The following is a 13,372-nucleotide window of genomic DNA, read 5'->3' on the forward strand; positions in this document are numbered from 1 at the left end:
CGTCGTCGACCGGCGGCTTCGTCGCCCGGCGCTGCCCCGGCGCTCCCTCGGCGTTCTCCCGGCGCTTCCCCGTCGCGGGTGGAGCGCGGAAGGAGCGCAGGTGGAGGAGGTGGCGGCAGCGTCCGGGCGGAGGAGACACGTGCCTCGACGTTCCGCCGGGAGCACTTGCGCCCCGCCACCCCCTCCGTGCGTCCGGGATCCCTCACAAACCCCTTCGGACACCGGTAATTCGTCGTCGGGCGCCATCCGGATTGGTCTGTGGACGCCCGAACCTCCGCCGAGGTGCGGGCCGAGGTGCGGGCCGAGGTGAGGGGATGCAGGGAATGCAAGAGCGCCCCCTCGCGCGCCCCCGATCACGCCCTGAATTGCGCCCCCTTTCCCCGACGGAACGCGCTTGCCGTGCAGGTCAGAACGCGCTTTCCAGAAGGAGGCGCCGCACCGCGGGCCCTGATCGCTTGGCTGATTCACTGCGGTCCGGCCCGACCTTGATTCCGGTGCCGGGCGCGCGGGCCGGGGGGTGACGCATGTATCCAGCACCTACTGGGCGCCCGGTGATCTACGGCCCCTCTGAGCGGCCACGTTGTCCTGGAGCGCCCGACTCCGTCCCTCAACTCCCGCCGCGCGCCGTTCCCTTCGTACGGCAAAGGGTTCGTCATCTTTTTTCCGCCAGGTTTCACAGAATCCACACAGGCACCGCAGGTGGGCCGCACTATGTGACGCGTCAGAGCGACACGGACACGCACTGCGATGGGTGACCGTGTCGTTGGGGGGCCGGACCGTGGGGTGGAGACATGCCCTCGGCCCGACCGTGGAGGGGACCACACACCGCATGATTCACACCGCGCGAGCGGCGGCTCTCGGCGCCGGCGCTCTGCTACTCGCGCTCTCGCTTCCCGGCACTCCGGCCTCCGCGGCCGAGCTGCCACGCATCGATCTACGGGTCCTGGTGGTGACGGACGGGGGTCCCGCCACCGCCGCGCTCACCGCCGAACTCGACGTCCAGGGAACGCCGTACACCACCGTCGACCTGCGGCAGAGCGGGCGGCCGGTGATCGACGCCGGGTTCCTCGCGGACAGCGTCGGCGGCCGGGCGCGCGCCAAGTTCCAGGCCGTCGTGCTGCCCAACGACAACCCGTTCGGCAGCGGTTCGGCCGAGATGGCCGCCCTCGCCTCCTACGAGCGGACCTACGCCATCCCGCAGGTCGACGCCTACACCTACGCCCGCCCCGAAGCGGGCCTGCGGACACCGGAGTTCAGCGGTTCGCTGGACGGTGTGCGGGCCCAGGTGACCGCGTCGGGCAAGAGCGGACCCTTCGGCTACCTCGCAGGCCAGGTGCCCTTCGAGGACAACGCGCCGACCGTGAACGAGAGCTACGGCTTCCTGGCCGAGCCCGCGCCGGGCGCCGACTTCACGAGTTACGTGGACGCGCCGATCCCCGGCGCGTCCGGCCGCGGCTCGCTGGTGGGGGAGTACCGCCACGACGGGCGGCGCGAGCTGGTGGTGACGTTCGTCTACAACCAGCACCAGCAGCAGTTCCGGCTGCTCGCCCGCGGCATCGTCGACTGGATGACCCAGGGCGTCCAACTCGGCTCGTCCCGCAACTACTTCGCCGTGCACGTCGACGACGTCTTCGGCGCCGACGACCGCTGGGACAGCGAACTCAACTGCACCCCCGGCGACGTGGACTGCTCACCGGGGCAGGGCACGCCCGACCCGATCCGCATGACGGCGGACGACGCGGCCTACGCGGCCCAGTGGTCCAAGGGCCGCAAGTTCCCCCTCGACATGGCCTTCAACGGCGGCGGCAGCGAGCTGTACCGCGAGGAGAACGGCGGCGCCGACCCCCTCACCGACCGGCTGATCGCCGACCGGGGCGAGTACCGCTGGATCAACCACACGTACAACCACCCCTTCCTCGGCTGTGTCCAGGACGTCAGCGTCGTGCCGTGGGTCTGCGCGAAGAACGCCGACGGCAGCACGCGCTACACCTCCCGCGCCGACATCTCCCAGCAGATCTCCGACAACCGAGGCTGGGGCCAGCGCGCCGGACTGCCCCTGAAGAACGACGAGTTGGTCACCGGCGAGCACTCGGGGCTCAAGGTCCTGCCGCAGCAGCCCGACGACAACCCGAACCTGAGCGCGGCCCTGCGCGACAACGGCGTCACCTGGCTCGGCTCGGACAACTCCCGGGACCGCGGACAGCGCGCGGTCGGCTCCGCGCTGACCGTGCCGCGCTTCCCGATGAACGTCTTCTACAACGCGGGCCGCACCAGCGAGCAGATCGACGAGTACAACTGGATCTACACCCGCAAGGCGGACGGCGGCAGCGGTGTCTGCGAGAACTCCTCCGTCGCCACCTGTCTCGACGGTCCCCTGGACCCCACCACCGGCTACCAGGACCACATCGTGCCGGTGGAGTCGACGATCGCGATGGGCCACGTCCTGGCGAACGACCCCCGGCCGCACTTCATCCACCAGTCGAACCTCGCCGAGGACCGCATCGCCTACCCCGTGCTCGGCTCCGTCCTCGACACGTACGGCGCGCTGTTCGCGGACAACGCCCCCGTGGTCAATCTGCGGATGGCCGACATCGGCGGCGAGCTGCGCTCGCGCGCGGCCTGGGACACGGCCGTCAAGGCGGGCCGCGTCACCGCCTACCGGATCGGCAACACGGTGACCATCCAGGCCCCGGACGGGGTGGCCGCCCGCGCGACCATGCCCAGCGGAACCGTCCGCCAACTCCTGCTCGGCACCGACCCGTTCGGTTCCCCGTACGCGGGAAGAGTCTCCGGCTGGACGTCCCCGGCGCTGTTGCAGAGCCGCGTCACGCTCAACCTGCCCTCCGCGCCCGCGCCGGGCGCGAGAGGGGCCGAGCGAGTCGACGTACCGAAGGCGGCCAGGAAACTGCCCGTCCCGTCCGGGGCCATCACGTACGTGAAGCCCGGCACCGACGGACACACGCCGAGTCTGCCGGTCACCCGGCGCTGACCCACGGCACGCACCGGTGGCCGCCGGCCCCTCCCGGCCGGCCACCGGATCCACGGCGGGCACCGCTCACGCCCGCCGACCCATCCGGCCCCGACCGCCGGGGCCCACCGCACCACCCGGCCCCGAACGCCGGGGCCCGCCCTCCACACGGCCCCGACCGCCTGGGACCGCCCACCATCCAGCCCCGAACGCCGGGGACCAACCACCGCACCACCGTCCCCCCGCGCCCGTACGTCCCGCACCTCGCCGTTCACGGAACTCGCCGCACCCCGGTCCGCCGGGGCGGGGCGCCGCCGTCGGCTCCCTCGCGTTCGTATCTCACCCGCGGAGCCTCACCATGCCCGACTCGCCCTCAGCCGTGCCGATACCGGCACCCTTCCCCGCACCACCGCCCCGCCCCGCCCGGCCACGCGTCACCCTCCTGACCGAAGGCACCTACCCGCACAGCCACGGGGGTGTCAGCGTCTGGTGCGACCAGCTCGTGCGCGGCATGCCCGACGTCGACTTCGGCGTGCTCGCCGTCACCGGCACCGGCCGCGAGAGCCTCGCCTGGGAGCTGCCCCCGCACGTCGACGAGCCCGTCTGCCTGCCCATGTGGGGGCCGACCCCCGCCGGACACGCGCCGCGCGGCCGACGCCGCCGCCAACTCCTGGCCTCGTACGAGCAGTTCCTCACCGCCCTGCTCGACCCGGCCGCCGAGGACGGATTCGCCCCGGCGCTGCACGAGCTGGCCCGGCACGCCCGCGACGGGGCGCTGGCGCCCACCCTGCGCACCGACCGCGCGGTGCACGTCCTGACCTCCGTGTGGAACGCCCCCGGGCGTGTGACCGCCGAGGCCCGGCCCACGCTGCACGACGCGGTCACCGCCACCGGCCTGCTCGAACACGCGCTGCGCCCGCTCGCCGCCCGGCCGCCCGAGACCGGCGTCGCCCATGCCGTCAGCGGCGGCATCGCCTGCCTGCCCGGCCTCGTCGCCCACGAACTCCACGGCGTGCCCCTGCTGTTGACCGAGCACGGCGTGTATCTGCGCGAGCGCTACCTCGGCTACCGCACCGGCCCCTACAGCTGGCCCGTCAAGGCCCTGCTGCTCGGATTCTTCCGGCTGCTCGCCGAAGAAACGTACCGCCGAGCCGCGTTGATCACCCCGGGAAACCGCTACAACCGCTTGTGGGAAGAGCGCGGCGGCGCCGAGCCGTCCCTCATCCGCACCGTCTACAACGGCGTGGACCCCGAAGCCTTCCCGCCCGCCGGCCCCGAGCCGCAGAGCCCCACCCTGAGCTGGGCGGGCCGCGTCGACCCGATCAAGGACCTGGAGACCCTGATCCGCTGCTTCGCCCTGGTCAGACGGGAGATCCCGGACGCCAGGCTGCGCCTGTTCGGCGGCACCCCGCGCGGCGGCGAGGCCTACCGCGAGCGCTGTGAGGCCCTCGCGGCCGAACTGGGCCACGGCGACGCGGTGGTCTTCGAGGGCCGCGTCGAGCACATCAAGGACGCCTACTCGGCGGGCAACGTGGTGATGCTCTCCAGCATCAGCGAGGGCTTCCCCTTCACCCTGATCGAGGCCATGTCCTGCGGACGGGCCACGGTCTCCACCGACGTCGGCGGGGTGCGGGAAGCCGTGGGACCCACCGGACTCGTGGTGCCGCCGCGCGCGCCCGAAGCCATGGCCCGAGCGGTCGTCGAACTGCTCAGGGACCCCGGGCGCCGCGCCGCGATGGGCGAGGCCGCCCGGCTGCGGGTGATCGAGCAGTTCACGCTCCGGCAGACGGTCGAGGCGTTCCGCTCCATCTACGAGGAACTGGCCACAGGCGGCCAACAGAGTGCGACGCGGGCAGAACTGTCGACCCGTCACCTCGCGGACCGGCACCTCACCGACGAGGTGGCGGGATGAGCGGCCCCCTCCCTCTGCGACCGCGCGGCGGCCACCCCGCCCGCCGGGCCGAACACGGCGAGGCATCGAGCGCCGACGACACCCTCGCCCTGCGCCTCGCACGACCGCCCCGCACCGCCCACGACGACGACCACGACGACGACCGGCCCCGCGCGCGCCACGCCGTCGCGCTGCGCCCCGCCCGGGCCGACGACCCCGTCGACCGGCTCGCCGCCGAACTCGCCGACGAGGCGGGCGCCGCCGTGCACGCCTACGAGGTCGCCGCGCTCCTGGAATCGCAGGGCCTGACCGGCGACCGCATCCAGGAGACCTATGGCCACCCCGATCTGTTCTCGCTGGCCGACGCCGTCTTCCGGCGGGTGCCGCGCAACCACCCGAAGCCGCCTGTGCCGCCCGACCCCTGGCGCCCCGACCACCTGCGCTGCGCCCTCCGGGGGCTGCTCTTCGCGCTGCCCGGCACGGCCTACGTACTGGCGCAGGGCGCCTGGGGGCCGGCCTCCGGGCTGTACGGGCTGATCGCCGCCGCCCTGGTGTCCTGGTCCTGGTCCCAGGCGCTGAGCCACCGGGCGTACAGCAGGCTCGCCGCCGGACGCCACGAGGCCGGACGCACCCTCCTGGCCGGCGCGCCGCTCGGCGCCGTTGCCGCCTCGCTCACCGGCCTGCTCGTCGCGGGCCCCGGGGCCGCCGCCCTCTTCGCCGTCGGGCAGTCCTGCTACCTGGCCGCGGCCGGACTGCTGCTCGTGCTCGGCCACGAGAAGATCCTCGCGGCCGCCCTCCTGCCGGTCGTCGCGGGCGCCGCCGCCCTGCCGTGGTGGCAGCCGCCGGAGCTTCTGCGCACCGGGCTGCCGCTGCTCACCGTGCTGCTCGCGCTGGCCGCCGCGGGGTACGCGCTGCGTGCGGCCCTGCGGGCGACCCCGGTGCCGGGTCCCGCGCCACGCCTGGCGCTCTCGCTGCCGTACGGCCTGTTCGGGCTCGCGGCCGGTGTACTGACCGCCGTGGCGGGACAGCAGGAGCCGTACGCCGTCATCGTCCTGACGCTGAGCATGGGGCCCGCCGAGTGGCTGCTCTACCGCTACCGCGGGCTCGCCGTGGCCGCCCTGCACGCCTCGACCACACCCACGGGGTTCCGGCTGCGGGCCGCGCGGGCGCTCGCCGTGTGCGCCACCGCCTACCTCGTGCCGCTCGCCCTGGGCGCCGTGCTCGTCGGGGCGAGCGCCCCGCGGCTCGTGCTGCTCGGCGCCGTCCTGTGGACCGCCCTGCTCCTCCAGGCGTTCGGCGCGGCCTGGCCCTCCGCCGCGCCCTGCCTGGCCGCCGCGGCCCTGGCGACGGCCCTTCCGCTCTCCGGCGCCGTCACGACGCCCACCGCTCAACTCATCGGCTGTACCGCCGCCGCATCGGCGCTCCTCGCGGTCGCCGTCCACCACTTGGGCAGGCCCACGGCGCACGCCTGAGCCGACCCGCGCCGCTCGGCGCGCACTTTCCACCGGGCCCGGCCCCCGCCCGCCGCACCACCACCTTCTCCGTCCCAGCATCAGGAGCGCACATGGCATCCGCACCACTCGTCGCCGTCACCGGAGCCGAAGGCTTCATCGGCTCGCACCTCACCGAGGCCCTCGTCGCCTCGGGCCACCGGGTCCGCGCCATGGCGCAGTACAACTCCTTCTCCTCCTACGGCTGGCTGGAGACCCTCGCGCCCGACGTGCTCGCCGAGGTCGAGATCGTCCTGGGCGACGTACGCGACCCGGGCTCGGTCCGCGGCCTGGTCACCGGCGCCGAGACCGTCTACCACCTGGCCGCGCTCATCGCGATCCCGTACTCCTACCAGGCCCCGCACAGCTACGTGGACACCAACGTGACCGGCACGCTCAACGTCCTCGAGGCCGTGCGCCACCTGGAGATCCCCCGCCTGGTGCACACCTCCACCAGCGAGACGTACGGCACCGCGCAGACCGTGCCGATCACCGAGGACCACCCCATCAACACCCAGTCCCCGTACGCCGCTTCGAAGGCGGGCGGCGACCGGCTCGCCGACAGCTACCACGCCAGCTTCGAGACGCCCGTGGTCACCCTGCGCCCCTTCAACACCTTCGGGCCGCGCCAGTCGATGCGTGCCGTCATCCCCACCGTCATCGGCCAAGTGGCCGCGGGCTCACGGGAGATCACCCTCGGCGACCTGCGGCCGACCCGTGACTTCACCTTCGTCGCGGACACCGCGCAGGCCTTCATGGCCGTCGGCACGGCGCCGGCCGAAGCGGTCGTGGGCCGCACCTTCAACGCGGGCACCGGCGGCGAGATCTCCGTGGGCGACCTGGTGCGGCTCATCGGCAAGGTGATGGAGGCCGACCTCGACGTGCGCGAGGACGAACAGCGCATCCGCCCCGCGGCCTCCGAGGTGATGCGCCTGGTCGCCGACGCGAGCCGGCTGCGCGAGGCCACCGGCTGGACGCCGGGACACGACCTGGAGCAGGGCCTGGCCCGCACCGTCGACTTCTTCCGCGACCCCGCCAACCTGGCCCGCTACAAGACGGACATCTACAACATCTGAGCCATCCCTGAACGACCGTCACCACATCCGCGCACACGGCCACGTGACCACTTCTGGTCATCCACAGGGGAGACAACCATGCACGCAGTCATTCTCGCCGGGGGCAAGGGCGTCCGGCTCCGGCCCTACACCACCGCGCTGCCCAAGCCGCTGGTCCCGATCGGCGACCAGCACGCGATCCTGGAGATCGTGCTGCGGCAGCTGGCGAGCGCGGGATTCACCAGCTGCACCATCGCGATCGGCCACCTGGGCCACATCATCCGCGCGTACGTCGGCAACGGCGCCCGCTGGGGCCTGCGCGTCGGCTACTCCACCGAGGACAGCCCGCTGGGCACCATGGGCCCGCTCCTGACGATGATGGACCGGCTGCCCGAGCACTTCCTCGTGATGAACGGCGACATCCTCACCGACCTCGACTACGCGGACGTCCTCAGCAGCCACCGCACGTCCGGCGCGCCCCTGACGATCGCCACCTACGCACGCCAGGTGCGCATCGACTTCGGCGTCCTGACCACCGAATCGCAGCGCGTGGTCGCCTTCACCGAGAAGCCCAGCGTGGACTACCGCGTCTCCATGGGCGTCTACGGGATCTCGCGTGACACGCTCGCCTCCTACACCCCCGGCCTGCCGCTCGGCTTCGACGAGCTGGTCCTCGACCTCCTGAAGACCGAAACCCCGCCGCACGCCTACGACTTCGACGGCTACTGGCTCGACATCGGACGGCCCGACGACTACGACCGCGCGAACGCGGAGTTCACCTCGCACCGTTCGCTCCTCCTCAAGGGAGCGTGACGGGACCGTGCGCATTCTCGTCCTGGGCTCCACCGGATACCTGGGCGGGCACATCGCCGAGCGGCTGCACGCCCTGCCGGGCGTGCGGCTGCTCCGCGGCGGCCGCGCCCCCTCGGACGACCTCCGCGTCGACCTCGCCCACATGACGCCGGCCGCACTGGCCGAGCAGCTGGCCCGGGCCGAGCCCGACGCCGTGGTCAACTGCGTGGGCGCGGTCGGCGGCAGCCCCCTGACCCTCGCCGAGACCAACTCCCGTGGCCCCGCCGCCTTGTGCGAGGCCATGCGGTCGGCCGCACCGGGCGCGCGCCTGGTGCACCTGGGCTCGGCCGCCGAGTACGGGCCGACCGGCATGGGGGTGCGCACGGCGGAGGACGCCCCCGCCCGGCCGGTCGCCCCGTACGGAGCCACGAAGCTGGCCGGCACCCTGGCCGTCGTCGACGCGGAGCTGGACGCGCTCGTGCTGCGGGTCACCAACCCGGTGGGCCCCAGGGCACCCCGGGCGGGCCTGCCCGGGCGGCTGACCGCCGAGCTCGCCCGCGCCGTGGCCCACACCCCGCACGCCACGGTCCAGGTCGGTGACCTGTCCGCGTACCGGGACTTCGTCGACGTACGTGACGTGGCCCGCGCCGTCGCGCTCGCGGTGGCCCTGCCCAAGCGGCTGCCGCGGCTGCTCAACGTCGGCAGCGGCAAGGCCGTGCCGGTGCGCGATCTGGTGCACGGCCTGGTCGGCGCGGCGGGCTTCACCGGGCGCGTGGAGGAATCACTGGGCAAGGTGGGCCGGTCGTTGGCGGTGCCCTGGCAGTGCGCCGACATCGGTGCCGCGGAACGGGAGCTGGGCTGGACGCCGGTGCACTCGCTGCGGGATTCCGTGCGCGCGCTGTGGCTGAGCGACGGGGCTCCACGGGCGCGGCCCGAAGGCCCCGAGGACGCCGGCGGCGGCTCGTCGCGGCTCACGTCCACGGGAGGAGACCCGCGATGACCCTGCTGGTGCCGCTGTACGTCCACCCGGGCGCGGACCCCGCCGCCTGGCAGTCGCTCCTTGCGGCCGCACCCCAGCTGTACGGCGTCGTCCTGAACGCCGCCGACGGCCCGGGCACGGCCCCCGACCCCGCCTTCACCGCCGCCTCGCGGACCCTGCGCGAGGCGGGGGTGCGCGTGCTCGGGTACGTCGACACGGCGTACGGGGAGCGGCCGCTCGGCGCCGTCGCCGAGGACCTGGAGCGGCACCGCGAGTGGTACGGCGTGGACGGCTGCTTCTTCGACCAGGTCACGCCGGACCGCCGCGAGCTGCGGCAGTGCCGGCGCATGGTCCGCGCGGCGCGGGAGCGGGGCGCGGGCACGGTGGTCCTCAACCCGGGCGTGCATCCGGCGCCCGGGTATGCCCGCGCCGCCGATCTGCTCGTCACGTTCGAGGGGCACTGGACGACGTATCTGCGCTCGTTCGCCGCCCCGTCCTGGACCTCCCGGCACGCCCCCGAGCGGTTCTGTCACCTGGTCTACGGCGTCCCGCCCGCGCTGGCCCGCCTCGCGGGGCGCACCGCCGTGCAGCGTGGCGCGGGGGTGCACTGCGCGGTGCCGGGCGCGGGGCCCAACCCGTGGTCGCAGCCGCCGCCCCTGCCCGTGGCCGGGGGCACCCCGTGAGACAGCGCGCCTTGCCGGTGCTGTGCGCCGCCGTCGTCCTGCTGCTCGGCGGCTGCACGGCGGCGGAGCGGGACGACGGCGCCCCGGAGCGCTGGCGGCCCCGGCCCGGCACCACCTGGCAGTGGCAGCTGGACGGCCGCGTCGACCCGGGCGTGGACGTCCCCGTCTACGACATCGACGGGTTCGAGAACCGTGCGTCCGACGTGGCCCGGCTGCACCGCGACGGGCGCCGCGTCATCTGCTACATCAACGCCGGCGCCTGGGAGTCCTTCCGCCCCGACGCCGACGACTACCCTCCGGCGGTCCTTGGCCGCGCCAACGGCTGGAAAGGGGAGCGCTGGCTCGACATCCGCCGTCTCGACGTACTGCGCCCCCTGCTCGCGGCGCGCTTCGACATGTGCCGCCGCAAGGGGTTCGACGCCGTCGAGCCCGACCTGCTCGACGGGTACCTCAACCGCACGGGATTTCCGTTGACCGCACGCCACCAGCTGGCCTTCAACCGGATGGTCGCGGGCCTCGCGCACGACCGCGGCCTGTCCGTGGGCCTGAAGAACGACCTCCCGCAGATCCCGCGGCTCGTGCGGGACTTCGACTTCGCCGTCAACGAGGAGTGCGCCCAGTACGGCGAGTGCGCGTCGCTGACCCCCTTCGTCGAGGCGGGCAAGGCGGTGCTGCACGTCGAGTACGCCGTGCCCAACGAGAAGTTCTGCGCCCAGGCGCGCCGCCTCGGCCTGTCCTCCATGCGCAAGAAGCTGGACCTGGGGGAGTGGCGCAGGCCCTGCTGAGTCGATCGGGCGACGCCGCGTAACGGACGATCTTGCCCTCGCGTTGTGCTGCCGGGGCCCGGCACGTCAGGCCGGGCCATGGAGAAGGCCTGAGGGGCAGTCATCATGCACGACATCACCAGGAAGATCGCCGCGGGGATCGGGGCCGTGGCCGCGGCGCTCGGCTGTGTCATCGTCGCGGGCCCGCCGGCGGCGGCCGACGGCAAGTGGTGCAACAACGCGGTCTGCATCGAGACCTACGACAGCGGCACCTACCTCGGCCGGGTCGAGGTGTCGGTCGTCAACACCAACCAGCCGCACCGCATCAGCGCACGTGTGTGGACCACCGACGGCTGGAGCGCCCACACCAAGGTGGAGGACGTCGCCGCGTTCCGCACCTACCGCGACCAGGCCTACCCCCAACGCCACTTCCCCGCGGGCACCCGCCTCTGCGCGGAGGGCTTCCGAGGCGGCGCCAGCGTGGGCCTGCCCTGCGTCACGATCACGGACTGACGGGTCGGGGCGTCGGCGTCGTCGCCGACGCCCCGGGCCGTGCCTGCCGGGGCGTGCGGACGAGGAAGGTGTCGAGCAGGGCTTTTGGCGGTGTCGGTGTTATTCGATCTCGCGCATCATCTTCTCCATGGAGCTGACCGAGTAGCGGGTCTGCGCCAGCTCCTCCCGGGTCTGCGTCAGCTCCTCCGCGGTGCGCCGGTGCAGCTCGACGTTGTCCTCCAGGAGCTGCGCGTACTTCCCGGTCAGCGCCTTGTACTGGTCCTCGCGGGCGGCGAGCATCCGGGCCCGCCAGGTGGCGGCGACCTGCCAGACGATCACGATCAGCAGAGCGAAGAAGCCGGCCGCGCCGACGGCCCCGACCCATGCGCCCACGGCGTCGCCTCCGTCGGCGAGCGTCACCAGTTGTCCGTTCACTTCGCTTCCTCTTTCGTGGGTTCCGCAGTCTCTTTGGGGCGGGGCTCGGAGAGGGTCCGGACCGCCCTGGCGAACAGTTGTGGCGTCAACTCGTAGAGAAACGGCGCCACTTCGAAGTACTTCATGGACTTGCCGTCCTCGGCGACCTCCAGCGACCCGACGACGAGACCCGCGGCCTCGAGCAGTTTCAGGTGCATGTGCAGCAGGGGACGGCCCATGCCGATCTCGCGGGCGAGCGCGCTGACGTAATTGCGGCGCTTGGTGAGCGCCGCGACGATCCGCATGCGGTGCGGATTGCTCAGCGCGCCGAGTGCCTTCAGCAGCTCGTCGCCCGTCGGTTCCGGGGGTGGGGCCTCGGCCATCGCGGCCTCTCTTTCGTGCCTGTCAAGAAAAGCTGACATGAGGGACGGCTACCTGTCAAAGATTCCTGACACATCTCAGGGTCAAATGGGGGTTCCCCGACGTCCGGAGGCTTCCGGGGTACTACTCCCCGCGTCGTACGCGGCCCGGGCGCCCGGCTCCTATCGTGAGTTCCGTGACCTCCGCCTCCCGTCCCTCCCGCCCCTGGCGGCGGCGCCTCGCCCGGCCCTTGCCGCCGGCGCTGACGGACCTCGCCGTGGCCGCGGTCGTCGCGCTCCTCACGGGGCTGGACGCGGCGGTGAACGACTCCGGTCACCAGCAGGCCGACCGACTGACCTGGTCGCTGTACGCCGTCTCCGTGGCCGCTCTCCTGGTGCGCAGTCGGTGGCCGGTCGCCGTGACCGTCGTGACCGGGGCGGGCTGCGCGGGCTGGGCGCTGCACGGGCACATCGGGGAGCTGCTCAACCTGCCGGTGATGGTGGCGCTGTACGCACTCGCCGAGCGGGGCGACCGGCGCCGGACGCTGCGTGCCGCCGTGGTCTCCGCCGTCGTGTCGGGGGTGGTGTCGGTCATCGCGGGCAAGGACGTGGCGCAGCCCCAGGGCGCCCCGCTCCTGGAGATGCTCTGGCCGCTGGTGCCGCTGCTGCTGGGCGAAGTGGTGCGCGGGCGGCGGGAGTTGCTCAAGGAGTACGCCGACCGGGCCGAGCGCGCCGAGGCCGACCGGGAACGGCAGGCGCGGCGCAAGGTCGAGCAGGAACGCGTACGCATCGCGCGCGAACTGCACGACGTGGTGGCCCACACCGTGTCCGCGATGACCGTGCAGGCGGGCCTCGCCCTGGACGCCCTCGACGCCGACCCCGAGGTGGCGCGGACCGCGATGCGGCAGGTGCGGACGTCGGGCAAGGAGGCCGTGCGCGAGCTGCGGGCGACGGTGGGCGTCCTGCGCGAGGGGCGCCGGACGGCCGACGTCGACCCGGCGCCACGCCTGGCGCAGCTCGACGAGCTGGTGGAAGGGGTACGCGCCACCGGCCTGACGGTGTCCCTGCACGTCGACACGGGTGGCCGGGAGGTGCCGCGGCTGGTGGAGTTGGCCGCGTACCGCATCGTCCAGGAGGCGCTGACCAACGTGATCAAGCATGCGGACGCCCGGCACGCGGCGGTGTCCGTGGCCAGGACGGCGGCGGGGGACGGTGACCACCTCGCCGTGGACATCACCGACGACGGGCAGGCGCCCGCCGCGCCGGTGCGAGGCCGGGGATACGGCCTGATCGGCATGCGGGAACGGGCCACGGCGATGGGCGGCACCCTGTTGGCGGGCCCGCAGCGGGACGGCGGCTGGCGAGTCGGAGCGCGCCTGCCCGTGGAGGGCGGAGGAATGCCCTCCGCCCAGGCTGCTTCTGAGGGAGGAGCCTGTGCATGACCAGGAGCGGCCCGTGGATGACCTGGAGGGGCCCGTGGATGAC

The 13,372-nt window shown here is 73.4% G+C and carries 12 protein-coding genes; 10 read left to right on the forward strand and 2 right to left on the reverse strand.

Annotated features, from left to right (window positions below):
* The first annotated feature begins 829 nt into the window (after positions 1–829).
* The 9 genes from QBL25_RS35490 (at position 830) to QBL25_RS35530 (ending at position 11,135) form a co-directional block, all read left to right on the forward strand.
* Positions 830–2,989, forward strand: coding sequence for a hypothetical protein (locus tag QBL25_RS35490; protein WP_409061047.1), 2,160 nt, complete (start codon positions 830–832; stop codon positions 2,987–2,989).
* 337 nt (positions 2,990–3,326) lie between these two features.
* On the forward strand, positions 3,327–4,880 hold the full coding sequence (gene pelF / locus QBL25_RS35495) for a GT4 family glycosyltransferase PelF (protein WP_409061048.1): 1,554 nt from the start codon (positions 3,327–3,329) through the stop codon (positions 4,878–4,880).
* Positions 4,877–6,331, forward strand: a complete 1,455-nt coding sequence (locus tag QBL25_RS35500; protein WP_409061049.1) for a hypothetical protein — start codon at positions 4,877–4,879, stop codon at positions 6,329–6,331. The genes pelF and QBL25_RS35500 overlap by 4 nt, the downstream gene beginning before the upstream one ends.
* Before the next feature lie 92 nt (positions 6,332–6,423).
* Positions 6,424–7,425 (forward strand): GDP-mannose 4,6-dehydratase, encoded by a 1,002-nt coding sequence (locus QBL25_RS35505; protein WP_409061050.1) that lies wholly within the window; start codon positions 6,424–6,426, stop codon positions 7,423–7,425.
* Positions 7,426–7,503: 78 nt separating this feature from the next.
* Entirely contained in the window at positions 7,504–8,217 is a 714-nt protein-coding gene (locus QBL25_RS35510; protein WP_409061051.1) for an NDP-sugar synthase, read from the forward strand.
* A 7-nt stretch (positions 8,218–8,224) separates the two neighbouring features.
* Positions 8,225–9,196, forward strand: coding sequence for an NAD-dependent epimerase/dehydratase family protein (locus QBL25_RS35515; protein WP_409061052.1), 972 nt, complete (start codon positions 8,225–8,227; stop codon positions 9,194–9,196).
* On the forward strand, positions 9,193–9,858 hold the full coding sequence (locus QBL25_RS35520) for a spherulation-specific family 4 protein (protein ID WP_409061053.1): 666 nt from the start codon (positions 9,193–9,195) through the stop codon (positions 9,856–9,858). The genes QBL25_RS35515 and QBL25_RS35520 overlap by 4 nt, the downstream gene beginning before the upstream one ends.
* Entirely contained in the window at positions 9,855–10,643 is a 789-nt protein-coding gene (locus QBL25_RS35525; RefSeq protein ID WP_409061054.1) for an endo alpha-1,4 polygalactosaminidase, read from the forward strand. The genes QBL25_RS35520 and QBL25_RS35525 overlap by 4 nt, the downstream gene beginning before the upstream one ends.
* A 105-nt stretch (positions 10,644–10,748) precedes the next feature.
* Positions 10,749–11,135, forward strand: a complete 387-nt coding sequence (locus QBL25_RS35530; RefSeq protein WP_409061055.1) for a hypothetical protein — start codon at positions 10,749–10,751, stop codon at positions 11,133–11,135.
* Positions 11,136–11,234: 99 nt separating this feature from the next.
* Here QBL25_RS35530 and QBL25_RS35535 read toward each other — a convergent pair whose 3' ends face one another.
* Positions 11,235–11,549: a hypothetical protein gene (locus QBL25_RS35535; protein ID WP_409061056.1), complete on the reverse strand. Its 315-nt coding sequence runs from the start codon at positions 11,547–11,549 to the stop codon at positions 11,235–11,237.
* Positions 11,546–11,911 (reverse strand): ArsR/SmtB family transcription factor, encoded by a 366-nt coding sequence (locus tag QBL25_RS35540; protein ID WP_409061057.1) that lies wholly within the window; start codon positions 11,909–11,911, stop codon positions 11,546–11,548. Before QBL25_RS35540 ends, QBL25_RS35535 begins: the two co-directional genes overlap by 4 nt.
* Before the next feature lie 173 nt (positions 11,912–12,084).
* Here QBL25_RS35540 and QBL25_RS35545 point away from each other — a divergent pair, with 173 nt between their 5' ends.
* Positions 12,085–13,329 carry a sensor histidine kinase gene (locus tag QBL25_RS35545; protein ID WP_409061058.1) on the forward strand — a complete coding sequence of 415 codons (1,245 nt, stop codon included), beginning with the start codon at positions 12,085–12,087 and terminating at the stop codon, positions 13,327–13,329.
* Positions 13,330–13,372 lie beyond the last annotated feature (43 nt).

This window comes from Streptomyces sp. SYP-A7185 (assembly GCF_046103685.1).
Classification (GTDB): Bacteria; Actinomycetota; Actinomycetes; order Streptomycetales; family Streptomycetaceae; genus Streptomyces.

Coding starts and splice junctions, on each gene's coding strand:
- QBL25_RS35520 (WP_409061053.1), top strand. CDS start 9,193: ATGACCCTGCTGGTGCCGCTGTACGTCCACCCGGGCGCGGACCCCGCC.
- QBL25_RS35510 (WP_409061051.1), top strand. CDS start 7,504: ATGCACGCAGTCATTCTCGCCGGGGGCAAGGGCGTCCGGCTCCGGCCC.
- QBL25_RS35540 (WP_409061057.1), bottom strand. CDS start 11,911: ATGGCCGAGGCCCCACCCCCGGAACCGACGGGCGACGAGCTGCTGAAG.
- pelF (WP_409061048.1), top strand. CDS start 3,327: ATGCCCGACTCGCCCTCAGCCGTGCCGATACCGGCACCCTTCCCCGCA.
- QBL25_RS35505 (WP_409061050.1), top strand. CDS start 6,424: ATGGCATCCGCACCACTCGTCGCCGTCACCGGAGCCGAAGGCTTCATC.
- QBL25_RS35490 (WP_409061047.1), top strand. CDS start 830: ATGATTCACACCGCGCGAGCGGCGGCTCTCGGCGCCGGCGCTCTGCTA.
- QBL25_RS35530 (WP_409061055.1), top strand. CDS start 10,749: ATGCACGACATCACCAGGAAGATCGCCGCGGGGATCGGGGCCGTGGCC.
- QBL25_RS35500 (WP_409061049.1), top strand. CDS start 4,877: ATGAGCGGCCCCCTCCCTCTGCGACCGCGCGGCGGCCACCCCGCCCGC.